Source organism: Pseudomonas sp. NLJ1, from assembly GCF_049486705.1.
Taxonomy (GTDB): Bacteria; Pseudomonadota; Gammaproteobacteria; order Pseudomonadales; family Pseudomonadaceae; genus Aquipseudomonas; species Aquipseudomonas inefficax.
In genome coordinates this window covers 4,762,162-4,787,658 of record NZ_CP137735.1, presented here as the reverse complement: position 1 = coordinate 4,787,658, position 25,497 = coordinate 4,762,162, and the positions used below count along the sequence as shown (strand labels likewise).

The window sequence follows — 25,497 nt, the reverse complement described above, 5'->3', positions numbered from 1 at the left end:
GGCCGCGACGATGCAGCCAACACCGCTGAACCTGCTGATGGTCGAAGACAATTCGATGGACGCCGAGCTGACCCTGATGCGCCTGGAACGCAGCGGGCTGCAGGTGCAGGCGCAACTGGTGTTCGACCATGCCGGTGTAGAGCAGGCCCTGCGCGAAGCCCGCTACGACCTGATCCTGTGCGACTGCGTGCTGCCGGGCTCGTCCGGCACTGAAGTGCTTGCCATCGCCCAGCGCCTGGCACCGGACACGCCGTTCATCTTCCTGTCTGGCATCTACGGCGAAGAACATGCGGTGGAAATGATCCGCCTGGGCGCCACCGACTATGTACTGAAGAAAAACCTGCCGCTGCTGCCCAAGGCCGTACGCCGGGCCCTGACCGAAGTGCAGGAGCGCCAGCGCCGACGCCGCGCCGAAGAGGCCCTGGCCGACGTCGAGGCACGTGCGCGCATTGCCATCGACGCTGCCGGCATGGGCACCTGGAACATGCGCCCGCAAGAAGGCCTGTTGCTGTGGGATGACCGCTGCAAGACCCTGTTCGGCCTGCCCGCCGATACCGAAATGAGCCTCGAGGTATTTTACGCCGGCATCTACCCCGACGACCTGGCGCAGGTGCGCGAAGCGGTGGAACATGCCATGTGCCCGGAAAGTGGCGGCCACTATCGGGTCGAATTCCGCATCGCCCAACCCGCTGGCCTGGAACCGCGCTGGTTGCTCAGCAGCGGCCAGAGCCAGTTCGTCAACGACCAGTGCGTGCGCTTTTCCGGGGTGTTGCAGGACATCCACACCCAGCGGCTGGCCAACCAGGCACTGCGCCAGCTCAACGAGATGCTGGGTGAAAGGGTAGAACGCCGCACCCGCGAACGCGACCGCGCCTGGGAACTGTCGCAAGACTTGCTGGCCGTGCTCAACAAGGACCTGACCCCAGTCGCGCTGAACCCCGCCTGGGAAGCCAGCCTGGGCTTGTCCCGCGAACGCCTGAGCCAGTCGTCCTTGCTGCACCTGCTGCCCGAGCACGACCAGGAACTGCTGCTCACCGAGCTGGCCGCCCTCGCCCATGGCCGCACCAGCGCCCGCTTTGTCGGGCGCATCCTGGATGCCGGTGGCCAGCAACGCTGGTTGTCGTGGGTGGTGGTGCCGGAAGACACCCTGCTGTACGTGGTGGCGCGCGACATCACCAGCGAGCGCGAGGCCGCCCTCGGCCTGGCCGAAGCCAACGCCCGCCTGCGCGAGCAGATCGCCGAACGCGAACGCATCGAGGCTGCGCTGCAGCAGATGCAGCGGCTGGAAGCGGTCGGCCAGCTGACTGCCGGTGTGGCTCATGATTTCAACAACCTGCTGACGGTCATCCTCACCGGCGCCAGCTTCCTCGAGCGCGATCTGGCCAAAGCCGACCTGGACAAGGCCCGTGCGCGGCTCAAGCACATTCGCGAAGCCGGCGAGCGTGGCGCCAAGCTGACCTCGCAGTTGCTGGCGTTCTCCCGGCGCCAGCGCCTGGAGCCGGTGGCACTGAACCTCAACCGCACCCTGGCCGGCCTGGAAGAGTTGCTGCGCCGCACCTTGGGCGGCAACGTCTCGGTGCGCCTGGACCTGGAACCAACCCTGTGGCAGGCACTGACCGACCCGACCCAGACCGAAATGATCATTCTCAACCTGGCGATCAATGCCCGCGATGCCATGCCCGACGGCGGCCAGCTGACCCTGTCTACCCGCAACACCCGGATCGACGCCCGCCCGCAGCGCCCGGAAGACCCGGACCCCGGCGAATATGTGATGCTGAGCATCCGCGATACCGGCTGCGGCATGAGCGAAGAGGTGCTGGCCAAGGTGTTCGAGCCGTTCTTCACCACCAAGGATATCGGCAAGGGCTCGGGCCTGGGCCTGGCCCAGGTATTCGGCTTCGCCAAACAGTCCGGGGGTGGCGTGCGCATCGACACCACGCCTGGGCGTGGCACGCAGGTGGCCGTGTATCTGCCGGCAGTCAAGGGTGAAGCCGTCAGCGAACCGATGCCGTCGCTGCTCAGCCACTCGACAAGCGAAAGCGGCCATAACCGCACCGTGCTGCTGGTAGATGACGACCATCTGGTACGCGACATGCTCGGTGATGTGTTGCGCCAGTACGGCTATCAGGTGCGCCAGGCGCACAGTGGCGAACAGGCCCTGGCCTTGCTGGATGAGCAGATCGACCTGCTACTGAGCGATTTCGCCATGCCCGAGTTCAACGGCGCGCAACTGGCACTGGCGGCACGCGAGCGCTACCCGCAGCTGCCGGTGGTACTTCTTACCGGTTATGCGGAGTTGCAGGGCCTGGAGTTGCCGGGCAGCCTGGTGATCCAGAAGCCGGTACAAGCCGATGAACTGGCCCGCTTGCTGAACGAGATGCTTGGAACTGCCAGGTGACCTGACAGAGCCCCCGGAAAAACGTGCGGAAACGACAAAGCCCAGCGCTTGTCTTTCCAAGCACCGGACCGAGATACGTTTTAAGCAGAAAATGGCAGGGGCGGCTGGATTCGAACCAACGCATGGCAGGATCAAAACCTGCTGCCTTACCGCTTGGCGACGCCCCTGTATCGGATGCAGCGTTAGCTGCTCTGACAATTCCAACTGAGTGACAACTGGGTTGTTGTCTTGGAATGCGCGGCACTTTAACAACAAACTTTCGGTCTGTGAACCCCCTGATGAAAAAAAATTACCAAAAAACAGCGAGTTAGTCATTTTCGCCTTTCAGGCGGCGACCATCCGTCGCTTTCCCCCCGCCTCGCTTCAACACAATCGCATTCCTCCCTTCCAATCAGATGAGGCAATTGCATTGACCATGGAGGACTCCCATGCCTGTTTCGCACGATCTTTACCAGGACCTGCACTACCCGCGTGAAATCGTCCAGCAACGCCGCCAGCAGGACAAGGCGCTGGACCGGCTGCTCGACGAGTACATGGACATCGACAACCAGGTGCTTGCTGCCGAGTCGATCTCGGCTGGCAATTTCGAGGACGAAGACCTGCGTCACCTCAAGGAACGCCGCCTGGCCGTGAAGTACATGATCGAGCGCCAACTGGAGCGCAAGGCCTGAGCTAACCCGGCAACCTGGCCAGGGTCAGGGCGTCTGGCTCACCGTCATAGAACTGCACCAGCGCCGCCTGGAACAACGGGTTGCCGGGCGCTGCCTGGGCGAACAGGGTCAGGCACGAGCGCAGCTTGAGGTGGTCGGGGCTGCCGAGCATTTCACGGGCGCTCTTGTCGCGGTGCTGCAGCAGCGCAGTCACACAGGCTTGCAGGCGCGGGCCAAGCAGCGGATGAGCCAGGTAGGCACGGGCCTCGTCGATACCGGCCAGCGCATAGCGTGCGGCCATGGTGCTGTGGCCCAGGCCATCGAGCTGCGGGAAAACGTACCACATCCAGTGGCTGCGCTTGCGCCCGGCCTGCAGTTCCTGCATCACCTGGTCATACACAGGGTTCTGCGCCTCGACGAAGCGCTGCAGATCGACGTCGGCATGCATGCTCGCCCCTCCTCGCTCTGGTTCAGCCTTTACTGTACGCCTGCATGGCAAACCTATCTCGTCAGGTGATCAATGCCGCACATTTTCTGTATTAGTCAAAATGGCCGCTGTCGGGCAAGCTGCACGCTACCCCGTCACACTACCCCGCCACCCGAGGAGCTTTGCTTTTGCCTGCCTGGATCCCTATCCCGCTACGCCAGCTTGGTCAGCGCCTGCTCGGCGCCACCGCCAACCAGAGTGAACTGCTCGGCTGGTTCGAGGACAAGGCGCACAGCCGCGGCTACCAGCTTAGCGACGGCCAACGCCGGGTGATCCACTGCATGGCCGAACAACTGGCGCAGCTCGAACAAGGCCAGCCGCGCAGTCTGTACCTGTACGGCGCGGTGGGCCGCGGCAAGAGCTGGCTGCTCGATGGCTTTTTCCAGGCCGTACCGGTGCAGGCCAAGCGGCGCCTGCACTTCCATGACTTCTTTGCCCGCCTGCACCAGGGCATGCACCGCCACCGGGCGCTGGACGACGCATTGGGCGCGGCCCTCGACGAGCTTGTGGGAGATTGTCGGGTGCTGTGCTTCGACGAGTTCCATGTGCACGACATTGGTGATGCCATGTTGCTCACCCGCTTGTTCAATGCTCTGTTCGCCCGTGGCGTGTTCTTGCTGGTGACCTCCAACTATGCGCCCGAAGGGCTGCTGCCCAATCCGCTGTACCACGAGCGCTTCCTGCCGGTGATCCGCCTGATCAACAGCTCGATGACAGTGCTCGAAGTGGGTGGTGACACCGATTTCCGCAGCCTCCCGGCCAACCGCGAGCATCAGCGCTTTACCCGGGGCCACTATGTATGGCCGGGGAATACGGCGCAGCGCCAGGCGCTCAAGGTGCCGGATGAACAGCCGGTGATGCTGGAAGTGAACAAGCGCCCGCTGCGCGCACTGGCCGTCGATGGCCGGCGGGTGGTGCTGGGCTTTGACGACCTGTGTGAAAAGGCCACGGCAGTGATCGACTACCTGGTACTGGCCGGGCAGTACGATGAGTGGATCATCGATGGGCTGGATGACTTGTCGGAGTGTTCGCTGGCAGCGCAGCAGCGCTTCGTCAACCTGGTGGATGTACTGTATGACCAGGACCGGCAGGTACTGGTGATCGGCAAGCGTCCGCTGGAAGAAAGCCTGGACGGGCCGCTTGCCGACCTGATGCGTACCCGTAGCCGGTTGGGGCAGTTGCATCAGATAGCCCCCTAGAACTGCATTGCCTGGGCCGGCCTCTTCGCGGGTAAACCCGCTCCCACAGATGCTGCGCAGTTTTCAAGTCCTGCGACATCCCTGTGGGAGCGGGCATGCCCGCGAAGAGGCCAGCAAAGTCAAAACATCAACCCGCCCTGGGCAAATCCGCCAGCACCGCCTCGATCTCGCCCAGCACCGCAGGGTCGTCCAGGGTCGAAGGCGGCACATAGTCCTGCCCATCGGCAATCTTGCGCAGCACCGCCCGCAGAATCTTCCCCGAGCGGGTCTTGGGCAAGCGCTTGACCAGACGCACCCGGTTGAAGCAGGCCAACGGACCAATTTCCTCACGCACGCTGCCCACCAGCTCCACCAGCAGCTGAGCCTCGGCAATGCCCTCGCCGTCCTTGAGCACCACCAGGGCCAACGGCACCTGCCCCTTGATCTCGTCATGCACGCCAATCACCGCGCACTCGGCCACTGCCGGGTGGCGCGCCACCAGGTCCTCCATCTCGCCAGTGGACAGCCGGTGCCCGGACACGTTGATGACGTCATCGGTGCGCCCCATGATGTAGACGAAGCCGTCATCGTCGAGGTAGCCGCCATCGCCAGTGTGGTAATACCCCGGGTAAGTACGCAGGTAAGCCTGCAGGTAACGCTCGTGGTCGCCCCACAGCGTCTGGCTGCACCCGGGCGGCAATGGCAGGGCGATGACGATCGAGCCCTGGTGGTTCGGCCCCAGCAGGTTGCCCTCGTCATCCAGCACGCGCACGTGATAGCCCGGCACCGCCCGGTTGCTCGACCCCGGCTTCGCCGCGCTGCCTTCCAGCCCCACACAGGGCGCGGTGACTGGCCAGCCAGTCTCGGTCTGCCACCAGTGGTCGTGCACCGGCTTGCCACTGACCCGTTCCAGCCATTCGTGGGTGCTGGAATCAAGTTTTTCCCCGGCCAGGAACAACTGGCGCAACGAGCTCAGGTCATGCTTGCGGATCAGCTCGCCCTCCGGGTCTTCCTTGCGGATGGCACGCATGGCAGTGGGTGCACAGAACAGCGCGTTGACCTTGTATTGCTCCACTACCCGCCAGTAGGCGGAGGCGTCCGGGGTGCGGATCGGCTTGCCTTCGTAGAACACCGTGGTGCAGCCGCTCATCAACGGCCCGTAAACGATCAGTGAATGGCCAACCACCCAGCCCACATCGGAAATGCCCCACCATACATCGCCAGCCTGCATGCCGTAGATATGGCGCATGGCATAGCACAGCGCCACGGCGTTGCCGCCGTTTTCCCGCACGATGCCCTTGGGTTTGCCGGTGGTGCCCGAGGTGTACATGATGTACAGCGGGTCGCCCGCATCCAGCTCGACCGGGGCCACCGGTTCGGCGCCGGTCAATGCTGCCTGCCAGTCCAGGTCGCGGCCCGCCTGCAGTTCGGCATGCGCCTGCTGGCGCTGCAGCACCAGCACGTTGCGCGGCTGGTGCCGGGCCAGTTGCAGGGCGCGGTCTACCAGCGGCTTGTATTCGATCACCCGGTCGAATTCCAGCCCGCACGATGCCGTCAGCAGCAGCGTCGGCCGGGCATCGTCGATGCGCAGGGCCAGCTCGTTGGCGGCAAAACCACCAAACACCACCGAGTGCACCGCGCCAATCCGTGCGCAGGCCAGCATGGCCATGGCCGCCTGCGGCACCATGGGCATGTAGATGATCACGCCATCGCCCTTGTTCACCCCCAGCTGGCGCAGCAAGCCGGCCAGGCGCGCCACCTCGTCACGCAATTGGTGGTAGGTGTAGGCCTGCTGCACGCCGGTCACCGGCGAATCGTAGATCAGCGCCAACTGCTCGCCACGGCCCTGCTCGATCTGGTGATCGAGGGCCAGGTAGCAGCTGTTCAGGCGGCCATCGGCGAACCAGCGGTGGGTGCCGTCGGCGTTGTCTTGCAGGGTGAGGGCAGGCTTGCGGTGCCAGGCCAGGTGCGCGGCCTGTTCCGCCCAGAAAGCGGCAGGGTCGGAAATGGAATGGGCGTAGCTGTGCTGGTAGCTCATATCGAAGGGAACCCGGTACTTGTTGTTATTGAAGGGCGAAACTTGAGTATGGACCGCTACGCCCGCGCCGCCATGGGACTAAAGTCACAACCGACCTGCAAATTTGCAGACAAGGCAAAAACGCCCCACAACGGTGCAAAGCCTCTAGAATAGGCCACCCCTTCCGCCACCGAGCAGCTCATGGACATCGATCAGGCCCGTACCTTTCTGGAAATCGTGCGTTGCGGCAGCCTGGTCGCCGCCGCCGAACGCCTGTTCGTGTCACAGACAGCGATCACCGCGCGGGTGCAGCGCCTGGAGCAGCAACTGGGCTGCCAACTGTTCGTGCGCAGCCGCAACGGTGCCAGCCTGACCAGCGACGGCGAAGCGTTCGTCAGTTATGCCAACCAGCTGGTGCAAACCTGGGAAGCGGCGCGCCGCGACCTGCCGCTGCCCGAAGGCTGCCAGCAGGTGCTGCACGTGGGTGGTGAAGTAAGCCTGGGCAACCCGATGATGCTCGACTGGGTCAGCGCCCTGCACCGCGAGCTGCCCAGCCATGCCATCCGCAGCGAGGTGAGCGATGGCGAATCGCTGCTGCGCAAGGTCGAGATGGGGCTGCTGGATGCCGCGCTGGTCTATCAGCCTACCTATGGCCCGGGCCTGCAGGTGGAGCAGTTGATGGAGGAGAAGCTGATCCGTGTGCGCCGGGTCGACCAGCCAGACCCGTACATCTACATCGACTGGGGCGAGGCCTTCCGGCGCCAGCATGATGCTGCCCTGCCCGACTGCGCGCGCCCGGCGCTCAGCTTCAACCTTGGCCCGCTGGCCTTGCAGTTCATACTCGACCAGGGCGGCAGTGGCTACTTCCGCACGCGGGTGGTGCAGGCCTATCTGGACAGCGGTGTGTTCGAGCGGGTACCGCAGGCGCCGGAGTTCACCTACCCGACCTTCCTGGTGTACCCGCGCAAACGCGACAGCGAAGCCCTGCAACAGGCTTTTGCCATCCTGCGCCGGCTGGTGGCCGCCGGCGCCAGCGACTGGTCACAACGCTGGGACCCGGTTATCTGAAGCCTCGGCCTTGCTGAGCAGCTGGCGCTTGAGGCCGGCGATCAGGTCGGTCTGGGTGATCACCCCCACCAACTGGTCGCCATCGAGCACTGGCAGGCAATGCAGGCCTTGTTCGCACAGCAATGGCAGCAAGCGCTCCAGCGGGTGCTGGCTGCTGACGCTGATCACCCGGCGGCTCATCACCTGCTCCATGCGCACCGCCTTGCGGCCGAACAAGCCGCGCCAACTGAAGTGACCACGCTGCATGGCCGGGCCGACCAGGTCGCTGAGGCTGACGATGCCCACCAGCTTGCCCTGCTGCAGCACCGGCAGGGTTTTCAGGTGGTGGCTGGCCAGCAGTTTCCAGGCCTGCTCCAGGGTGGTGTCGGGCGTGGCGAACTGCACGTCGCGGGACATGACCGAGGCCGCGGTGATGCCGCCGAGGCTGCGCTGCAGGGCGTGTTGCTCGGTGGCCAGGATGATGCGCTCCAGTTCGTCACGGGTGACGTCGACGAACTCGCCCAGTTCCTCCAGGGCCTGATCCAGGTCTTCTGCGCGAATGCCGACCCGTTCGCTGGGCAGCGGGTCATGGGTGTGGTGCAGGTCCTTGCGCGGCACTGCGCCTTTCGGGTAACGCACGCCGGTGAGGCGGTTGTAGAAGATCGCCACAGTTACCAGAATCAGCGCGTTGAGCAGCACCGGCTCCAGCAGGTGGTCGCCCATGGCGCTCAGCCCCGGGTCGGCCAGTACTGCGCTTACTGCCACTCCGCCACCGGGTGGGTGCAGGCAGCGCAGCAGGCACATCACCAGGATCGAGATACCCAGAGCGGCAGCGGCCACCCACAGCTCCGGGCCGAAGCCCTGGCGCATGGCCAGGCCGACCGCACCGGCCAGGGCATAGCTGCCCAACACCGGCCAAGGCTGGGCCAACGGGCCGGAGTGCACGGCGAACACCAGCACGGCCGATGCCGCAAGCGGGCCGAGCAGGTGCAAGGCAATACTGGGGCCATAGGCCATGCTGGTCAGCCAGCCGGCGAGGAACAGGCCGAACAACGCGCCGATACCGGCACGCAACCATTCTTTGGGGGGAATATTCAAAGGCGCTGGCAACAGCCGCTGCAGACGACTTTCGGAACGCGAGGCAGACATGTAAGTAATCGAGATCTTTGGTTTTCTTGATTAAAAAGAAAGCCCAGCCGAGGTGGCCTGGGCCTCGTATTGCGAGTGCAATATCACAAGGGGCTCCGTCCATGGAGAGATGGAAACCGCAGGGTTTCGTGGGGGAATTTTGCCGGGTGGGGTGAGATTGGGCCAATTCAAAAAAATGCGGCTGTACTGCAATTTTTTTGCAGTGGTGATATGGCCAGCAAATTCCTCAAGCGCGCCGCGCAACTTGTGAGAGCGGGTTCACCCGCGAAGAATGCGACACGGTGCATGGCACCGGCTTCGCCGGTGTTCGCGGGTAAACCCGCTCCCACAGGGACCCGGTATTACCGAGCCTTGCGCGGCAGGTCAATGCTCACCCGCAAGCCACCCAGGGGGCTATCCAGCAGCGCCAGGCGCCCGCCCCAGGCCTCGACGATATCGCGCACGATGCCCAGCCCCAGGCCATGCCCTGACACCTGCTCGTCCAACCGCGAACCACGCTCAAGCACTTGCTGCCGCTGGCCCTCGGGGATACCGGGGCCATCATCATCGACCCACACCTGGTAGCCCTCGGCATTCGCCGCGATACCCAGCCGCACTTCGCTGTCGGCCCACTTGCAGGCGTTGTCCAGCAAGTTGCCGAGCAGCTCCAGGAAGTCCTCGCGGTCCCACGGCAGCAGCAGCCCGGGCGGTACATCCCTGGCCAGCAGCAGGCCCTCGCCATGAATCATGCCCAATGTCCCCAGCAACCCCGGCAGTTCGACGTCGCAGTCGAACTGCGCGCCCGGCAGCGCATCCCCCGCCAGGCGCGCACGGTTCAGCTCACGCGCCAAGCGTTGCTGAATCTGCTCCAGCTGCTCGCGCATCTGCGTGCGAACATCCGGCAGGTCCTTCAGGCGCTCGCTGGAGGCCAGGCTCAGCAACACCGCCAACGGCGTCTTCAGTGCATGGCCCAGGTTGCCCAAGGCATTGCGCGAGCGGCGCAGGCTGTCTTCGGTATGGCTCAGCAAATGGTTGATCTGCCCCACCAGCGGCGCCAGTTCGCTGGGCACTTCGGCATCCAGCTGCGAGCGCTGGCCCTGCTGCAACTGGGCGATCTGCTGGCGTGCCCGCTCCAGTGGCTGCAGCGAGCGGGTCACGGTGATGCGCTGCAGCACCAGCACCAGGATCAGCGCCACCAGGCCCATGCCCAGGCCGATCTGCTGCAGGCGCCGGAAACCTTCGCGCACTGGCGAATAATCCTGCGCCACGCTGATCGAGATATCCTGACCCAGGCGCCGGTAGTCGGCACGCAGGGCAAGCAGTTGCTGGCCTTCCGGGCCGAGTTCGTGGCTGTCGGAAAGCCCCGGCGCAGCGGGCTTGGGCATGTCCAGATCCCACAGCGAACGGGAACGCCAGGTGCCTTTATCGAAATCGATGCGGAAGTAATAGCCGGAAAACGGCCGCTGGTAGGCGGCCGAGATACGCCGCTCATCCAGTTGCAGGCCCGAGGGCCCGCGCACCAGGGCCACCAGCAGGTTTTCGCTTTCCTTGCGCAGGCCGTTCTCCAGGTAGCGCTGCAGGCCGACCTCGAACAACCACAGGGTCAGTTGCGCCAGTACCAGGCCGACTACCACCAGCACCGCCACCAGGCCCAGGCTCAGGCGTGCCTGGATCGACTTCACGCAGCGCTCCCGGCATAGATGTAGCCTTGCCCGCGGCGGGTCTCGATGACGCTGCGACCCAGCTTGCGCCGCAGGTGGTTGACGTGCACTTCCAGCACGTTGGAGTCGCGCTCGGTTTCACCGTCGTAGAGGTGTTCGGCCAGGTGGCTCTTGGACAGGATCTGCTGCGGATGCAGCATGAAATAGCGCAGCAGGCGGAACTCGGCGGCGGTCAGCTGGATGTCCACGCCGTCACGGCTCACGCACTGGCGGCTTTCGTCCAGGTGCAGGCCGGCCGCTTCCAGCGTCGGCTGGTTGGCCAGGCCACGGGCACGGCGCAACAACGCCTGGATGCGCAACTGCAGTTCTTCGGGGTGGAAGGGTTTGCTCAGGTAGTCATCGGCCCCCGCCTTCAACCCTTCGATACGCTCGGCCCACGAGCCACGGGCAGTAAGGATCAACACCGGCGTGGCCAGGCCGGCGGCACGCCACTGGGCCAGCACCTCCAGGCCCGGCAGGCCCGGCAGGCCAAGGTCCAGGATGATCAGGTCGTAGGGCTCGCTCTGGCCCTGGTACACCGCGTCGCGGCCGTCGGCCAGCCAGTCCACGGCGTAGCCCTGGCGCTGCAGGGCGGCGGTCAGTTCATCGGCCAGCGGTACATTGTCCTCGACAAGCAACAGGCGCATTCAGTCGTCTTCCTCGTCTTTGAGCAGGGCACCGCTGCTGGCGTCGAGCTTGATCTCGCGCACCACGCCTTCAGCCGTCAGCAACTCGACTTCGTATTCGTAGCGATTGTCGTCCTCTTCCAGCTCGGCCTCCAGCAAGCGCGCCCCGGGGTGACGCCCCAGGGCGGTTTCCAGCAGATGCTCGAGCGGCAGGATGACACCCTTCTGGCGTAGTTCCAGGGCCTCGTCCTGATCGAGGTCGCGGGCAACGGCCAGGGAACACACGGCCAGCAGCGCCAGCGCGAGGTAGCGCGCCGGCCGCAGTAGGTGGCTCATCAGTTATCCCGCTCGTCCTTCAGCACTTCACCGGTCTTGGCGTCCAGCGCCACGTCCCATTCGACGTTCTGCATGTCGCGCAGCTCGACCTTGTAGATATAACGGCCGTACTCGTCTTCAAGCTCCGAGTCGGTGACGGTGGCACCCGGGTGCTTGGCCACGGCGGCGGCCTTGAGCTCGTCCAGCGACTTGACGGTCTTGGCATTGACCAGCTTGACCACTTCGTCGGGCTGCACATCCTTGGCGATGGCGGAATGGGCGCCCAGGGCAAGGGCGGCGGCTACGGTGAACAGGGCAGTCATGTGTTTCATCGTTCTTCTCTCCTGAGAACTGTGCAAGTTGTCTACGGGGTTAAGATTAACCACCGGTCCTTAATTCAACCTGAAAACAACTGGCGGCATGATAGCGCAGGTCAGGCTGCTGTCTCGCCATCGCTGAATCCTGCCCGGTCCCTGTGGGAGCGGGCTTGCCCGCGAACACCGGCGCAGCCGGTGCCATACACCACGTTGCATGCTTCGCGGGTGAACCCGCTCCCACAGGGTATCCGCATGAAGCCTTATAATGACCGCCTGCCGCCGAAGAGTCCCGCCATGAGCGCCATTCACATCAAATACCCCGCCCTCACCTTCAAGGCCGGCCAACGTGCCCTGCGGCAGGTCCGCGAGCGCGGCCTGCAGGCAGCCGATGTCGGTGTGCTGCCGGGTGCGGCGGGTGGGCCGAAGCCGCTGGGCATCCAGGGCCTGGACCTGGCGCTGTTCGGTGAGTGGCTACCGTCGGCACCACGCCAGCGTGCGTTGATTGGCGCCTCGATCGGCGCCTGGCGCTTCGCCAGTGCCTGCCTCGACGACCCGGTCACAGGCATCCGTCGCCTTGGCGAACTGTACACCGAGCAGGATTTCGCCAAGGGCGTCACCCCGGCCGAAATCAGCCGCAGCTGCCAGCACATGCTCGATGACCTGCTGCAAGGCCGCGACGGCCAGCTGTTGGCCAATCCGCACTATCGCCTGAACATCCTGGTGGTGAAGAGCCATGGCCAGCTCGCCCACGACCATCGCGGCCGCCTGGGCCTCGGCCTGGGCGCGGTGATAGCCAGCAACCTGCTCGGCCGTTCGCGCCTGGCTCGGCACTTCGAGCGCATCATCCTGCACGACGGCCGCGCCACGCCGCCGCTCGATGCACTGACCGACTTCCCCTCGCGCTGCCTGCCGCTGGACCTGGCCAACCTCCGCCATGCCCTGCTCGCCTCGGGTTCCATCCCAATGGTCATGGCAGGTGTGAAAGACATCCCCGGCGCAGGTACGGGTACCTACCGCGACGGCGGCCTGCTCGACTACCACCTCGACCTGCCCTACCGCGGCGACGACCTGGTGCTGTACCCGCATTTCACCGACAAGGTCGTGCCAGGCTGGTTCGACAAGGCCCTGCCCTGGCGCAGGGGCGATGCCACACGCCTGCAGAACGTGCTGTTGATGACGCCTTCGCCGCAGTACCTGGCAGCCCTGCCCTACGGCAAACTGCCCGATCGCAACGATTTCAAGCGCTTCATGGGTGATGCAGCAAGCCGTAAACGCTACTGGTACAAGGCCATTGCCGAGAGCCAGCGGCTGGGTGACGAGCTGCTGGAGCTGATCACCACCGGGCGGTTGCACGAACGCCTGCAAGCCTTGTAGCGGCCATGCTGGTAGACTGCGCGCATTATCGATTCACACAGAGTCATGCCAGCGTGGAAATTTTCAAAGAGTTCACATTCGAATCGGCGCACCGCCTGCCCAACGTCCCTGCCGGGCACAAATGCGGCCGCCTGCACGGCCACTCGTTCAAGGTCGGCTTGCACCTGACCGGCCCGCTCGACCCGCATACCGGCTGGATCCGCGATTTCGCCGAGGTCAAGGCGATCTTCAAGCCAATCTACGAGCAGCTGGACCACAACTACCTGAACGATATCCCGGGCCTGGAAAACCCCACCAGCGAAGTGATCGCCAAGTGGATCTGGGACCAGGTCAAGCCGCTGATGCCGGAGCTGTCGAAGGTGCGCATCCACGAGACCTGCACCAGTGGCTGCGAGTACACTGGCGACTGACTGCGAACCAAGGGCGCTGCACGAGCGCCCTTTTCAGGCGCTAGCACCTGGCTGACACCTCTAGCACTTCCAGCTCGAGAGTACCTTCCCCTCCCAGCCATACCGTGTCCAGAGTGCGCTGACCCTGCGGGTAGACCATCTTCAGGTCCGGGCCACTGATATGTTTCAACTTCACCCCTTTGATGCGAGCTCCCCGTTGCAGTGATGCCGGGCTTACCCCGTCCAGGCGCCAGAGGAATGCCGGCTCGGCGCGATCTTTTTCCCATCGCCGAGCGAGGCTCAGGCTCCAGCCCCGCTCGTGCTTCAAGGTAAAGTTCAACCGTCGCCCCCGCGCATCGAGTGGCCAGATTTCATAAGCGTAAGCGCCATTCTCCTCATAGACGGCAAACCAGAAGCGCTGGCAGGCCGGGCGAGCCTCATCGCTGCGCCAATGGTCCTGCAGTACATCACCGAGCTCGACCTCCAGCGCTGCTCTGGGGTTCCACTCGTGGCCTTGATCGAATCGCGCCACCACCAGTCCGGCCTGCTCATCGCTGGCGGTGTCCGCTGCGCCAGACAACGCCTCGGGGCGCCACCAGGCGCGTGCGATAAAGCCGTACTCGGGCTTGAATTCATACTTGCTTGCGATTCGGCGCAAGCCCGAACCCCAGGCTACATCCCGGGCCTCATGCGCGAAGTCGAGGATTTCCAGTGCCATCAGGCCAAGCTGGCCATTCCGGGTATTGATCAGCCAGGCCTCCCGGTTCTCCAGGCGCCTGGCTTGCCGGCCATCAGCATCGAGCAGCAGCACATTGCAGATACGCGCGCCACGCTGGAGAGCCTTGGTACTCATGCCTTCGAGCGTCCACAGATGCGTCGGTGAGCTCAACCGGGCGCTGCCCGCTGCTGGTTCAACCTGATCCTTTATTCCTGCATAGCCCGACAACGGGCTGGGGTTGCTACGCACGATTCGGTTGAGTGGCTTCCAGGCCCTGTCATACGGCCTGATTTCGTAACCGAGCGTTGAAGTGTGCCGGTCAGAACCTTTCACGTAGGCACCAAACCAGAACAGCTCGCCGTAGACGTGCGCCGGGGTGGTAAAGTCCTCGGCTCCCAGTTGCAAAGGCCCCTGGCCAGCGGGCTCGGCCCGCAGGTAATTGTACCAGTGGTCGTTATGAATCGCGGCGCCGCCGGTGTGCAGCCACAGAGGGGCAAGCTTGTCGAGCGAATCATCCCATCGCGCCGGGTTGAGCAGATAGTCGGACAACTGCCACCAGCAACGTGCCAGGAAGGAAAACTCGGGATAATGAATGTAGTCGCTCATGATCGCTCACTTGTATGGAGGAAGTGAGCCGAACGCTATCGGTCGCAGCCGATGGAAGGCAGAAGGAAGGCCTTACAGCAGAGCCTGACCAAGAAACGCCGGAGCGATGTAGCGCTGGTAATGCGCCTCGGACAGCAGGAAAAACTCGCGGTCGATGGCATCGCGCAGCTGTGGCAAATCCCAATCGCGAAACTCCGGCAGCAGCACCATGCCATAGGCCTCCAGGTCGCGGATCATCCGCGCCCCGCGGGCAATCAGCTGGTACGCCCAGCAATACTCCGACTGCTGCTCGACAAAGCGGATGGAGCGCTGCTCCAGTTGCTGGCGCAGCAAGCCTTTGTCGAACACTTCCAGCTTGGCCATCATCACCTGCACCAGCAACTGCTCCAGGCGCAGCCACACCGCGCGCTTCTGCGCATCGTCGTAGCCGTTCCAGTTGATCACTTCGTGGTGGAAACGCTTGCAGCCACGGCACACCGTGTCTCCGTAAACCGTGGAGCACAGGCCGACGCAAGGGGTCTTGATGGACTTGTTGGACATGAAAAACAACAGCTTGGCGGTGGAACACGGGCTCATGTTAGCCCTTTGTCTAACCAGGGTCACTCGTTAAAGTCATCATCGCCGCCTTACTTTCGGGCTTTTTTTGCCGTAGAATCATCCGGCCTTTTCAAAGGCAACAATGTCCGTTGGAAGCTGTTTTCAAAGCGTCACGAGCACAGTTCATCCGGTAGAACGGCGTTGGCCCGGGCCATGCAACCCTCGCATGCCCGTGCCAGCCCTCATCAGCTCCCCGTTCTGCTGGCGTAAAACTTTGAAAGCAGCTTCTGTAAGGATTCTTTGCGACTCTGGCTGGGCGGCCCACAAAGCCGTGGCAGCGCATGGGTGCATCGAATGCTGGATGAGCGTCCCGGACCCCCTTTAGGGACCACTGATGAGGGAAATAACTGTGCTTGAAGCCTACCGCAAACACATCGAAGAGCGTGCCGCCCTGGGCATCGTGCCCCAGCCGCTGAACGCCGAACAAACTGCAGGCCTGGTCGAGCTGCTGAAAAACCCGCCGGCCGGCGAAGAAGCCTTCCTCGTAGACCTGATCACCAACCGCGTACCGCCAGGGGTCGACGAAGCTGCCTACGTCAAGGCCGCTTTCCTCTCCGCCGTCGCCAAGGGCGAAGCCAAGTCGCCTCTGATCGACCGCAAGCACGCCACCGAACTGCTGGGCACCATGCAGGGCGGCTACAACATCGAAACGCTGGTCGCGCTGCTGGATGACGCCGAACTGGGCGCCGTCGCGGCCGAACAGCTCAAGCACACCCTGCTGATGTTCGATGCCTTCCACGATGTGGCCGAAAAAGCCAAGGCCGGCAACGTTCACGCCAAGGCCGTGCTGGAGTCCTGGGCTGCCGGCGAGTGGTTCACCTCGCGTCCGGCCATCGCCGACAAGTACACCCTCACCGTGTTCAAGGTGCCTGGCGAAACCAACACCGACGACCTGTCCCCTGCCCCGGACGCCTGGTCGCGCCCTGACATCCCGCTGCACGCCCTGGCCATGCTGAAAATGGCCCGTGACGGCATCGAGCCGCAGCAGCCTGGTTCGGTCGGCCCGCTGGCCCAGATCGAAGCCGTCAAGGCCAAGGGCTTCCCGGTTGCCTACGTCGGTGACGTGGTCGGTACCGGTTCCTCGCGCAAATCCGCCACCAACTCGGTGCTGTGGTTCTTCGGCGACGACATCCCGTACGTACCGAACAAGCGCGCCGGTGGCTTCTGCTTCGGCACCAAGATCGCCCCGATCTTCTACAACACCATGGAAGACGCCGGCGCCCTGCCGATCGAATTCGACTGCACCAACCTGGCGATGGGCGACGTCATCGACGTTTACCCATACAAAGGTGAAGTACGCCGTCACGGCAGCGACGAACTGGTTACCAGCTTCACCCTGAAGACCGAAGTTCTGCTGGATGAAGTCCGCGCTGGCGGCCGTATCCCGCTGATCGTCGGCCGTGGCCTGACCGAAAAAGCCCGCGCCGAGCTGGGCCAGGGCCCATCGGACCTGTTCAAGAAACCAGAGCAGCCTGCCGACACCGGCAAGGGCTTCACCCTGGCGCAAAAAATGGTTGGTCGCGCTTGCGGCCTGCCTGAAGGCCAGGGCGTACGCCCAGGTGCCTACTGCGAGCCGAAGATGACCACTGTCGGTTCCCAGGACACCACTGGCCCGATGACCCGCGACGAGCTGAAGGACCTGGCATGCCTGGGCTTCTCCGCTGACCTGGTAATGCAGTCGTTCTGCCACACCGCGGCGTATCCGAAGCCGATCGACGTCACCACCCACCACACCCTGCCAGACTTCATACGCACCCGTGGCGGCGTGTCGCTGCGCCCGGGCGACGGCATCATCCACAGCTGGCTGAACCGCATGCTGATGCCTGACACCGTGGGCACCGGTGGCGACTCGCACACCCGCTTCCCGATCGGCATCTCGTTCCCGGCCGGTTCTGGCCTGGTAGCGTTCGCCGCTGCCACCGGCGTCATGCCGCTGGACATGCCAGAGTCGATCCTGGTGCGCTTCAAGGGCAAACTGCAACCAGGCATCACCCTGCGTGACCTGGTCCACGCCATCCCTTACTACGCCATCAAGCAAGGCCTGCTGACCGTCGAGAAGAAGGGCAAGAAAAACGCCTTCTCCGGCCGCATCCTGGAAATCGAAGGCCTGGACGAACTGACTGTCGAGCAAGCCTTCGAGCTGTCCGACGCCTCGGCCGAACGTTCCGCTGCCGGTTGCACCATCAAGCTGCCAGAGAAGGCCATCGCCGAGTACCTGCAGTCCAACATCACCCTGCTGCGCTGGATGATCGGCGAAGGCTACGGCGATGCCCGCACCCTGGAGCGCCGCGCCCAGGCCATGGAAGCCTGGCTGGCCAAGCCTGAGCTGCTGTCGGCCGACGCCGATGCCGAATACGCCGAAATCATCGAGATCGACCTGGCCGACGTCAAGGAGCCTGTGCTCTGCGCGCCGAACGACCCGGACGATGCCCGCCTGCTGTCTTCGGTACAGGGCGAGAAGATCGACGAAGTGTTCATCGGTTCGTGCATGACCAACATCGGCCACTTCCGCGCCGCCGGCAAGCTGCTGGACAAGGTCAAGGGCGGTATCCCGACCCGTCTGTGGCTGGCTCCGCCAACCAAGATGGACGCTCACCAGCTGACCGAAGAAGGCTACTACGGCATCTACGGCAAGGCCGGCGCGCGCATGGAAATGCCAGGCTGCTCGCTGTGCATGGGTAACCAGGCACGTGTGCAGACCGGTTCGACCGTGGTCTCCACCTCGACCCGTAACTTCCCGAACCGTCTGGGCGACGCCACCAACGTGTACCTGGCATCGGCCGAACTGGCTGCTGTCGCTTCGATCATCGGCAAGCTGCCGACCGTCGAAGAGTACATGCAGTACGCGAAGGACATCGACAGCATGGCTGCCGACGTTTACCGCTACCTGAGCTTCGACCAGATCGCCGAGTTCCGCGAAGCGGCAGCCAACGCCAAGATCCCGGTGGTTCAGGCGTAAGCTGAGTTGTAGGATGTAACAGGAAGCCCCGGCAGAGATGCCGGGGCTTTCTTGTTTGAACCTGTACCGGCCTCTTCGCGGCTAAAGCCGCTCCCACAGGGACCCCACAGTTTTCAAGGGCTGCGCAAGACCTTGTGGGAGCGGCTTTAGCCGCGAAGAAGCCAGCACTGGCAATCTCAGATCACGAACAGGTCGACGAACCTGTGCACCGCCATCCCCTCAAGCCTCTGCTGGTCCTTGCACACATCCACTATCTCCCTGCACCGCTGCCGCGCAAAGCGCGTCGCCAGGTTGTCCCTGAACTTCGCCTCCAGCAACGGTAAGCCCTCCCCTCGCCGCCGGCGATGCCCGATCGGGTATTCCACCACCACCTGCTCGGTACTGCTGCCATCCTTGAAAAACACCTGCAATGCGTTGGCGATTGACCGCTTGTCCGGCTCCAGGTACTCACGGCTGAAGCGCGGGTCTTCCACCACCTCCATCTTCTCGCGCAGGCGGTCGATGCTTGGGTGGTTGGCATGGAAGGCGTCTTCGTAATGCTCGGCCACCAGATGACCGAAAATCAGCGGTACCGCCACCATGTATTGCAGACAATGATCGCGGTCGGCGGCGTTGGCCAGCGCGCCGCTTTTGGAAATGATACGGATCGCCGATTCCTGGGTGGTGATGACGATACGGTCAACCTCATGCAGGCGGTTGCGCACCAGTGGATGCAAGGTTATCGCGGCCTCGCAGGCGGTCTGGGCGTGGAACTCGGCAGGGAAACTGACCTTGAACAGCACGTTTTCCATCACGTAGCTACCCAGGGCTTGCGGCAGGCGCAGCTCTTGCTGCTCGGATGGCTTGAGCGCAAGGTCCTTGTTGGTGTGGCTGAACAGCACATCGTAGAAGCCCCACTGCGGCGCAGTAAGCACGCCCGGCACGCCCATCTCGCCACGCAAGGCAATATCCGCCAGGCGCACGCCACGGCTGGAGGCATCACCGGCGGCCCACGATTTGCGCGAACCGGCGTTGGGCGCATGGCGGTAGGTACGCAGCGCCTGGCCATCGACGAAGGCGTGGGACAAGGCGCTCAGCATCTGCTCACGGTTGGCCCCCATCAGCCTGGCGCACACTGCAGTGGAGGCCACCTTGACCAGTATCACGTGGTCGAGGCCAACGCGGTTGAAGGCGTTTTCCAGCGCCAGCACGCCCTGGATCTCATGAGCCATGACCATGGCTTCGAGCACATCGCGCATCAGCAGTGGTGCTTCACCTGCGGCCACGCGCTTCTGCGACAGGTGATCGGCAACGGCCAGGATGCCGCCGAGGTTGTCCGAGGGGTGGGCCCATTCGGCGGCCAGCCAGGTATCGTTGTAGTCCAGCCAACGCACCGTGCAGCCGATGTCCCAGGCGGCCTTGACCGGGTCGAGGCGGTAGGCGGTGCCGGGCACGCGGGCGCCATTGGGCACGACGGTGCCTTCTACCTGGGGGCCGAGGAGTTTGGTGCATTCGGGGAAGCGCAGGGCCAGCAGGCCACAGCCAAGAGTGTCCATCAGGCAGTTGCGCGCGGTATCCAGGGCTTCGGCGGAGTCGACCCGGTACGTGAGGGCGTATTCGGCGAGGGTTTGCAGCACCCGGTCGTAGTCCGGGCGGGCATTGAGGTCTACGTTGGCGCTCATATCCAGCTCCCTTCAGAATTGCCGGGGCTGCTGTGCAGCCCTTCGCGGGCTCGCCCGCTCCCACAAGTACACCACAGCCTTCGGAATCTGTGATTACCTGTGGGAGCGGGCAAGCCAGCGAAGGGGCGCAAAGCGGCCCCAACGAACTAAAGCCGAGCGCCAGTGGTGCGTTAGAAGCTATCGCCAGGCACGCGAACCCAGCCCTCCATCAGCACGCGAGCACTGCGGCTCATGATTGCCTTGGTCACTGTCCATTCACCATTCACCTGACGCGCCTCGGCCCCAACCCGCAGGGTGCCCGAGGGGTGGCCGAAACGCACGGCGCTGCGCTCGCCCCCGCCTGCGGCGAGGTTGACCAGCGTGCCCGGAATGGCCGCCGCGGTACCGATGGCCACCGCGGCCGTACCCATCATTGCATGGTGCAGCTTGCCCATCGACAAGGCCCGTACCAGCAGGTCGATATCACCTGCCTGCACCACTTTGCCACTGGACGCAGTGTAGGTGCTCGGCGGCGCGACGAAAGCCACTTTCGGCGTGTGCTGACGCCCGGCAGCCTGGTCGACGTTGTCGATCAGGCCCATGCGTACGGCGCCATAAGCGCGAATCGTCTCGAAGCGCAGCAGCGCCTGCGGGTCGCCGTTGATGGCATCCTGCAGTTCGGTGCCGGTGTAGCCGATATCCGCCGCAATGACGAAGATGGTCGGAATACCGGCATTGATCAGGGTCGCCTTGAACGTACCGACACCCGGCACCTCGAGGTTATCGACCAGGTTACCGGTGGGGAACATCGCCCCGCCGTCGCCATCTTCGTCGGCCGCCGGGTCGAGAAACTCCAACTGCACCTCGGCGGCCGGGAAGGTCACCCCGTCCAGCTCGAAGTCGCCGGTTTCCTGCACTTCACCTTCAGTGATCGGCACATGGGCAATGATGGTCTTGCCGATGTTGGCCTGCCAGATGCGCACGGTGGCAATTCCGTTGCGCGGAATGCGCGCGGGGTCGACCAGGCCGCTGCTGATGGCGAACGAACCGACCGCGGCGGAGAGGTTGCCGCAATTACCGCTCCAGTCGACGAAGGCCTTGTCGATGCTGACCTGGCCGAACAGGTAGTCGACATCGTGATCGGGCTTGATGCTTTGCGACAGGATCACGGTCTTGCTAGTGCTCGAAGTGGCGCCGCCCATGCCGTCGATCTGCTTGCCATACGGGTCGGGGCTGCCGATCACCCGCAGCAGCAGTGCGTCACGGGCCGGGCCAGGGACTTGCGCCCGCTCGGGCAGGTCTTGCAGGCGGAAGAACACGCCTTTGCTGGTACCGCCACGGATGTAGGTGGCGGGGATTTTTATTTGCGGTACATGTGCCATGTTCAATTCCTGTCTTGCACAGCCCCTGTGGGAGCGCGCTGCTCTTGATTAGGCGCTCGCTTCGAGGAAGTCCTGGGCAAAGCGCTGCAGCACCCCACCAGCCTCGTAGATGGACACTTCCTCGGCGGTGTCCAGGCGGCAGGTCACCGGTACCTCCAGGCGCTCGCCGTTGGCGCGGGTCACCACCAGGGTCAGCGTCGCCCGTGGCGTACGCGCGCCCAGTACGTCATAGGTCTCGCTGCCATCCAGGCCGAGGGTCTTGCGGTCGGTGCCCGGCTTGAACTCCAGCGGCAGCACACCCATGCCCACCAGGTTGGTGCGGTGAATGCGCTCGAAGCCTTCAGCGACGATCGCCTCGACACCGGCCAGGCGCACCCCCTTGGCCGCCCAGTCGCGGGACGAGCCCTGGCCGTAGTCGGCGCCGGCGACGATGATCAGCGGCTGCTTGCGCTCCATGTAGGTCTCGATCGCCTCCCACATGCGGGTGACCTTGCCTTCCGGCTCGATACGCGCCAGCGAGCCCTGCTTCACGCTGCCGTCTTCCTTGCGCACCATTTCGTTGAACAGCTTGGGGTTGGCGAAGGTGGCGCGCTGGGCCGTCAGGTGGTCGCCACGGTGGGTAGCGTAGGAGTTGAAGTCCTCCTCCGGCAGGCCCATCTTGGCCAGGTATTCGCCGGCAGCACTGTCCAGCATGATGGCGTTGGACGGTGACAGGTGGTCGGTGGTGATGTTGTCCGGCAGCACTGCCAGCGGGCGCATGCCGCGCAGGGTACGTTCACCGGCCAAGGCGCCCTCCCAGTACGGCGGGCGGCGGATGTAGGTGCTCATCGGGCGCCAGTCGTACAACGGCGCCACCTTCGGCCCACGGTCTTCCTCGATGGCGAACATCGGGATGTACACCTTGCGGAACTGCTCCGGCTTGACCGCGGCGCGCACCACGGCGTCGATCTCTTCGTCGCTGGGCCAGATGTCCTTGAGGCGGATTTCCTTGCCATCGACCACGCCCAGCACATCCTTCTCGATATCGAAGCGGATGGTACCGGCGATGGCGTAGGCCACCACCAGTGGCGGCGAAGCGAGGAAGGCCTGCTTGGCATACGGGTGGATACGCCCGTCGAAGTTGCGGTTGCCCGACAGCACGGCAGTGGCGTACAGGTCACGGTCGATGATCTCCTGCTGGATCACCGGGTCCAGGGCGCCGGACATACCGTTGCAGGTGGTGCAGGCAAAGGCGACGATGCCGAAGCCGAGCTGCTCCAGTTCCTTCTCCAGCCCCGCCTCTTCCAGGTACAGCTGCACGGCCTTGGAGCCAGGCGCCAGCGACGACTTGACCCACGGCTTGCGGGCCAGGCCCAGTTTGTTGGCATTGCGCGCCAGCAGGCCCGCGGCAATCACGTTGCGCGGGTTGCTGGTGTTGGTGCAGCTGGTGATGGCGGCAATGATCACCGCACCATCGGGCATCTGCCCCGGCACTTCTTCCCAGTTGCCGGCGATGCCTTTGGCCGCCAGGTCGCTGGTGGCGACGCGGGCATGCGGGTTGGACGGGCCGGCCATGTTGCGCACCACGCTCGACAGATCGAAGCTCAAGGTGCGCTCGTAGACCGCGCCGCCCAGGCTGTCGGCCCACAGGCCGGTGGCTTTGGCATAGGTCTCCACCAGCTTGACCTGCTGCTCTTCGCGGCCGGTCAGGCGCAGGTAGTCGATGGTCTGCTGGTCGATGGCGAACATCGCCGCAGTGGCGCCATATTCCGGGGCCATGTTGGAGATGGTGGCGCGGTCGCCCAGGGTCAGGGCACGGGCACCTTCGCCGTGGAACTCCAGGTAGGCGCCGACGACTTTCTGCTTGCGCAGGAACTCGGTCAGGGCCAGCACCAGGTCAGTGGCAGTGATGTTCGGTGCCAGCTTGCCGGTCAGCTCGACACCGACGATTTCCGGCAGGCGCATCCACGATGCACGGCCAAGCATCACGTTCTCGGCTTCCAGGCCACCCACGCCAATGGCAATCACGCCCAGGGCGTCGACATGCGGGGTGTGGCTGTCGGTGCCGACGCAGGTGTCCGGGTAGGCCACGCCACGATCGTTGTGAATCACCGGCGACATCTTCTCCAGGTTGATCTGGTGCATGATGCCGTTGCCTGGCTGGATCACGTCGACGTTCTTGAACGCCTTCTTGGTCCAGTTGATGAAGTGGAAGCGGTCTTCGTTGCGGCGGTCTTCGATGGCGCGGTTCTTTTCGAAGGCCTGCGGGTCGAAGCCACCGCACTCGACGGCCAGCGAGTGGTCGACGATCAGCTGCACCGGCACCACAGGGTTGACCTGGGCCGGGTCGCCGCCCTTGTCGGCGATGGCGTCACGCAGGCCGGCAAGGTCGACCAGCGCGGTCTGGCCGAGAATGTCGTGGCACACCACGCGGGCCGGGAACCACGGGAAGTCGAGGTCGCGCTTGCGCTCGATCAGCTGGCCCAGCGAGGCGTCGAGGGTAGCCGGGTCGCAGCGGCGCACCAGGTTTTCGGCGAGTACCCGAGAGGTGTAAGGCAGGCCATCGTAGGCGCCGGGCTTGATGGCCTCGACCGCCGCGCGGGCATCGAAGTAGTCCAGGTCGGTGCCTGGCAGGTGCTTGCGGAATGCAGTGTTCATCATGGAATCAGGCTCGGTCACAGGATTCGGAAGGTTTCACCGCCCCCTGTGGGAGCGGGCGTGCCCGCGAATGCGTCAGCAGGTGCAAAGCGGTTGCCCCTACGGGCGCATTCGCGGGCACGCCCGCTCCCACAGGGGAAACGGGTTGCCTCTCTATATCTATTCAGCGCTGTTCGATCGGCACGAACTGGCGCTGCTCGACGCCGACGTACTCGGCGCTCGGGCGGATGATGCGGTTGTTGGCGCGCTGTTCGAAGACGTGCGCCGCCCAGCCGGTCAGACGCGAGCAGACGAAGATCGGGGTGAACAGCTTGGTCGGGATGCCCATGAAGTGGTACGCCGAGGCATGGTAGAAGTCGGCGTTGGGGAACAGGCGTTTCTGCTCCCACATGGTCTTGTCGATGGCTTCGGAAACCGGGTACAGCACCTTGTCACCCACTTCGTCGGCGAGCTGTTTCGACCAGCCCTTGATCACCTCGTTGCGCGGGTCGGACTCTTTGTAGATGGCATGGCCAAAGCCCATGATCTTGTCCTTGCGTTCGAGCATGCACAGCAGCTCGGCAGTGGCTTCCTGCGGGCTCTGGAAGCGCTCGATCAGTTCCATCGCCGCTTCGTTGGCACCGCCGTGCAGCGGGCCGCGCAGCGAACCGATGGCAGCGGTAACGCAGGAATACAGGTCGGACAGGGTCGAGGCACAGACACGCGCGGTGAAGGTCGAGGCGTTGAATTCGTGCTCGGCGTAGAGGATCAGCGACACGTTCATGACCTTGACATGCAGCTCGCTCGGCTTCTTGCCGTGCAGCAGGTGCAGGAAGTGGCCACCGAGGGTGTCTTCGTCGCTGGTACAGTCGATACGCACGCCGTCGTGGGTGAAGCGGTACCAGTAGCACATCACCGCCGGGAACAGCGCCAGCAGGCGGTCGGTCTTGTCGCGCTGCTCATCGAAGGTCAGTTCGGGTTCGAGGGTACCAAGCACCGAGCAACCCGTGCGCATCACGTCCATCGGGTGGGCGTCACGCGGGATGCGCTCGAGCACTTCCTTCAGGGCTTGCGGCAGGTCACGCAGGCCCTTGAGCTTGCGCTTGTAGTCGGCCAGATCGGCTTTGCTCGGCAGCTCGCCGTACAGCAGCAGGTAGGCGACTTCTTCAAACTCGGCACCGGCGGCCAGGTCACGCACATCGTAACCCCGGTAGGTCAGCCCGGCACCGGCCTGGCCCACGGTCGACAACGCGGTCTGGCCGGCCACCTGGCCGCGCAGGCCTGCGCCACTGAGTACTTTTGCTTCGGCCATGGTGTTTCTCCTTTCTTGAACTTGTTATGGAAATCTTGCTG

The 25,497-nt window shown here is 64.1% G+C and carries 20 protein-coding genes and 1 tRNA gene; 7 read left to right on the top strand and 14 right to left on the bottom strand.

The annotated features are described in order from the left end of the window. Window positions 1–10 precede the first annotated feature (10 nt). Window positions 11–2,398: a response regulator gene (locus tag R9B85_RS21665; protein ID WP_112252345.1), complete on the top strand. Its 2,388-nt coding sequence runs from the start codon at window positions 11–13 to the stop codon at window positions 2,396–2,398. Between the two features lie 92 nt (window positions 2,399–2,490). On the opposite strand, the gene R9B85_RS21660 is transcribed toward R9B85_RS21665, so the two are convergent. After that, window positions 2,491–2,565: transfer RNA gene (locus R9B85_RS21660), tRNA-Gln, on the bottom strand. Window positions 2,566–2,826: 261 nt separating this feature from the next. On the opposite strand from R9B85_RS21660, the gene R9B85_RS21655 reads away from it, so the two are divergent. After that, on the top strand, window positions 2,827–3,069 hold the full coding sequence (locus tag R9B85_RS21655; protein ID WP_085624636.1) for a hypothetical protein: 243 nt from the start codon (window positions 2,827–2,829) through the stop codon (window positions 3,067–3,069). Window position 3,070: 1 nt separating this feature from the next. Here the strand turns inward: R9B85_RS21655 and R9B85_RS21650 are convergent, their stop codons facing one another. Then, window positions 3,071–3,496, bottom strand: a complete 426-nt coding sequence (locus R9B85_RS21650) for a DUF1810 domain-containing protein (RefSeq protein ID WP_112252344.1) — start codon at window positions 3,494–3,496, stop codon at window positions 3,071–3,073. A gap of 167 nt (window positions 3,497–3,663) precedes the next feature. Here R9B85_RS21650 and zapE point away from each other — a divergent pair, with 167 nt between their 5' ends. After that, complete coding sequence (zapE, locus tag R9B85_RS21645; protein WP_423770546.1) at window positions 3,664–4,734, top strand: cell division protein ZapE; 1,071 nt, start codon at window positions 3,664–3,666, stop codon at window positions 4,732–4,734. Between the two features lie 127 nt (window positions 4,735–4,861). Here zapE and R9B85_RS21640 read toward each other — a convergent pair whose 3' ends face one another. Next, the gene (locus R9B85_RS21640; protein ID WP_207877414.1) at window positions 4,862–6,751 is read right to left on the bottom strand and encodes a propionyl-CoA synthetase; all 1,890 of its coding nucleotides are present in this window, start codon (window positions 6,749–6,751) and stop codon (window positions 4,862–4,864) included. Window positions 6,752–6,931: 180 nt separating this feature from the next. Between R9B85_RS21640 and R9B85_RS21635 the strand changes: the two genes are divergently transcribed. Beyond that, a complete protein-coding gene (locus R9B85_RS21635; protein WP_112252341.1) occupies window positions 6,932–7,798 on the top strand; it encodes a LysR family transcriptional regulator in 867 nt (288 codons plus the stop codon). Here R9B85_RS21635 and R9B85_RS21630 read toward each other — a convergent pair. From R9B85_RS21630 to R9B85_RS21610, 5 genes are all read right to left on the bottom strand, one after another. Continuing rightward, window positions 7,772–8,926: an HPP family protein gene (locus R9B85_RS21630; protein ID WP_207877417.1), complete on the bottom strand. Its 1,155-nt coding sequence runs from the start codon at window positions 8,924–8,926 to the stop codon at window positions 7,772–7,774. The two genes, R9B85_RS21635 and R9B85_RS21630, sit on opposite strands and share 27 nt — an antisense overlap. A gap of 341 nt (window positions 8,927–9,267) precedes the next feature. Further along, entirely contained in the window at window positions 9,268–10,587 is a 1,320-nt protein-coding gene (locus tag R9B85_RS21625) for a sensor histidine kinase (protein WP_112252339.1), read from the bottom strand. After that, window positions 10,584–11,252: a response regulator transcription factor gene (locus R9B85_RS21620; protein WP_112252338.1), complete on the bottom strand. Its 669-nt coding sequence runs from the start codon at window positions 11,250–11,252 to the stop codon at window positions 10,584–10,586. The genes R9B85_RS21625 and R9B85_RS21620 overlap by 4 nt, the downstream gene beginning before the upstream one ends. Further along, complete coding sequence (locus R9B85_RS21615; RefSeq protein ID WP_112252337.1) at window positions 11,253–11,567, bottom strand: PepSY domain-containing protein; 315 nt, start codon at window positions 11,565–11,567, stop codon at window positions 11,253–11,255. Next, a complete protein-coding gene (locus tag R9B85_RS21610; RefSeq protein ID WP_112252336.1) occupies window positions 11,567–11,878 on the bottom strand; it encodes a PepSY domain-containing protein in 312 nt (103 codons plus the stop codon). The genes R9B85_RS21615 and R9B85_RS21610 overlap by 1 nt, the downstream gene beginning before the upstream one ends. 279 nt (window positions 11,879–12,157) lie before the next feature. Here R9B85_RS21610 and R9B85_RS21605 point away from each other — a divergent pair, with 279 nt between their 5' ends. Both R9B85_RS21605 and queD read left to right on the top strand, forming a co-directional pair. Further along, window positions 12,158–13,237: a patatin-like phospholipase family protein gene (locus tag R9B85_RS21605; protein ID WP_207877419.1), complete on the top strand. Its 1,080-nt coding sequence runs from the start codon at window positions 12,158–12,160 to the stop codon at window positions 13,235–13,237. A gap of 53 nt (window positions 13,238–13,290) precedes the next feature. Then, window positions 13,291–13,647 (top strand): 6-carboxytetrahydropterin synthase QueD, encoded by a 357-nt coding sequence (gene queD, locus R9B85_RS21600; protein ID WP_112252437.1) that lies wholly within the window; start codon window positions 13,291–13,293, stop codon window positions 13,645–13,647. A 40-nt stretch (window positions 13,648–13,687) separates the two neighbouring features. On the opposite strand, the gene R9B85_RS21595 is transcribed toward queD, so the two are convergent. Both R9B85_RS21595 and R9B85_RS21590 read right to left on the bottom strand, forming a co-directional pair. Continuing rightward, window positions 13,688–14,950, bottom strand: coding sequence for a hypothetical protein (locus tag R9B85_RS21595; protein ID WP_112252333.1), 1,263 nt, complete (start codon window positions 14,948–14,950; stop codon window positions 13,688–13,690). 72 nt (window positions 14,951–15,022) lie between these two features. Next, window positions 15,023–15,490 (bottom strand): DUF1289 domain-containing protein, encoded by a 468-nt coding sequence (locus tag R9B85_RS21590; protein ID WP_181457344.1) that lies wholly within the window; start codon window positions 15,488–15,490, stop codon window positions 15,023–15,025. Between the two features lie 406 nt (window positions 15,491–15,896). Here R9B85_RS21590 and acnB point away from each other — a divergent pair, with 406 nt between their 5' ends. Beyond that, complete coding sequence (gene acnB / locus R9B85_RS21585) at window positions 15,897–18,506, top strand: bifunctional aconitate hydratase 2/2-methylisocitrate dehydratase (protein ID WP_112252331.1); 2,610 nt, start codon at window positions 15,897–15,899, stop codon at window positions 18,504–18,506. 176 nt (window positions 18,507–18,682) lie between these two features. On the opposite strand, the gene prpD is transcribed toward acnB, so the two are convergent. From prpD to prpC, 4 genes are all read right to left on the bottom strand, one after another. Next, window positions 18,683–20,167: a 2-methylcitrate dehydratase gene (gene prpD, locus R9B85_RS21580; RefSeq protein WP_112252330.1), complete on the bottom strand. Its 1,485-nt coding sequence runs from the start codon at window positions 20,165–20,167 to the stop codon at window positions 18,683–18,685. A gap of 170 nt (window positions 20,168–20,337) precedes the next feature. Then, complete coding sequence (prpF, locus tag R9B85_RS21575) at window positions 20,338–21,528, bottom strand: 2-methylaconitate cis-trans isomerase PrpF (RefSeq protein ID WP_112252329.1); 1,191 nt, start codon at window positions 21,526–21,528, stop codon at window positions 20,338–20,340. A 48-nt stretch (window positions 21,529–21,576) separates the two neighbouring features. Then, window positions 21,577–24,165 (bottom strand): Fe/S-dependent 2-methylisocitrate dehydratase AcnD, encoded by a 2,589-nt coding sequence (gene acnD / locus R9B85_RS21570; protein ID WP_207877575.1) that lies wholly within the window; start codon window positions 24,163–24,165, stop codon window positions 21,577–21,579. A gap of 163 nt (window positions 24,166–24,328) precedes the next feature. Continuing rightward, window positions 24,329–25,456, bottom strand: a complete 1,128-nt coding sequence (prpC, locus tag R9B85_RS21565; RefSeq protein WP_112252328.1) for a bifunctional 2-methylcitrate synthase/citrate synthase — start codon at window positions 25,454–25,456, stop codon at window positions 24,329–24,331. Window positions 25,457–25,497: the final 41 nt, after the last annotated feature.

Excerpts from the sequence above, each read along its gene's own strand:
- R9B85_RS21590 (WP_181457344.1), bottom strand. The coding sequence starts at position 15,490 with ATGTCCAACAAGTCCATCAAGACCCCTTGCGTCGGCCTGTGCTCCACG.
- R9B85_RS21595 (WP_112252333.1), bottom strand. The coding sequence starts at position 14,950 with ATGAGCGACTACATTCATTATCCCGAGTTTTCCTTCCTGGCACGTTGC.
- prpF (WP_112252329.1), bottom strand. The coding sequence starts at position 21,528 with ATGGCACATGTACCGCAAATAAAAATCCCCGCCACCTACATCCGTGGC.
- R9B85_RS21655 (WP_085624636.1), top strand. The coding sequence starts at position 2,827 with ATGCCTGTTTCGCACGATCTTTACCAGGACCTGCACTACCCGCGTGAA.
- R9B85_RS21620 (WP_112252338.1), bottom strand. The coding sequence starts at position 11,252 with ATGCGCCTGTTGCTTGTCGAGGACAATGTACCGCTGGCCGATGAACTG.
- R9B85_RS21665 (WP_112252345.1), top strand. The coding sequence starts at position 11 with ATGCAGCCAACACCGCTGAACCTGCTGATGGTCGAAGACAATTCGATG.
- prpD (WP_112252330.1), bottom strand. The coding sequence starts at position 20,167 with ATGAGCGCCAACGTAGACCTCAATGCCCGCCCGGACTACGACCGGGTG.
- R9B85_RS21650 (WP_112252344.1), bottom strand. The coding sequence starts at position 3,496 with ATGCATGCCGACGTCGATCTGCAGCGCTTCGTCGAGGCGCAGAACCCT.
- R9B85_RS21630 (WP_207877417.1), bottom strand. The coding sequence starts at position 8,926 with ATGTCTGCCTCGCGTTCCGAAAGTCGTCTGCAGCGGCTGTTGCCAGCG.
- acnD (WP_207877575.1), bottom strand. The coding sequence starts at position 24,165 with ATGAACACTGCATTCCGCAAGCACCTGCCAGGCACCGACCTGGACTAC.
- prpC (WP_112252328.1), bottom strand. The coding sequence starts at position 25,456 with ATGGCCGAAGCAAAAGTACTCAGTGGCGCAGGCCTGCGCGGCCAGGTG.
- R9B85_RS21605 (WP_207877419.1), top strand. The coding sequence starts at position 12,158 with ATGAGCGCCATTCACATCAAATACCCCGCCCTCACCTTCAAGGCCGGC.
- R9B85_RS21635 (WP_112252341.1), top strand. The coding sequence starts at position 6,932 with ATGGACATCGATCAGGCCCGTACCTTTCTGGAAATCGTGCGTTGCGGC.
- R9B85_RS21610 (WP_112252336.1), bottom strand. The coding sequence starts at position 11,878 with ATGAAACACATGACTGCCCTGTTCACCGTAGCCGCCGCCCTTGCCCTG.
- R9B85_RS21640 (WP_207877414.1), bottom strand. The coding sequence starts at position 6,751 with ATGAGCTACCAGCACAGCTACGCCCATTCCATTTCCGACCCTGCCGCT.
- R9B85_RS21615 (WP_112252337.1), bottom strand. The coding sequence starts at position 11,567 with ATGAGCCACCTACTGCGGCCGGCGCGCTACCTCGCGCTGGCGCTGCTG.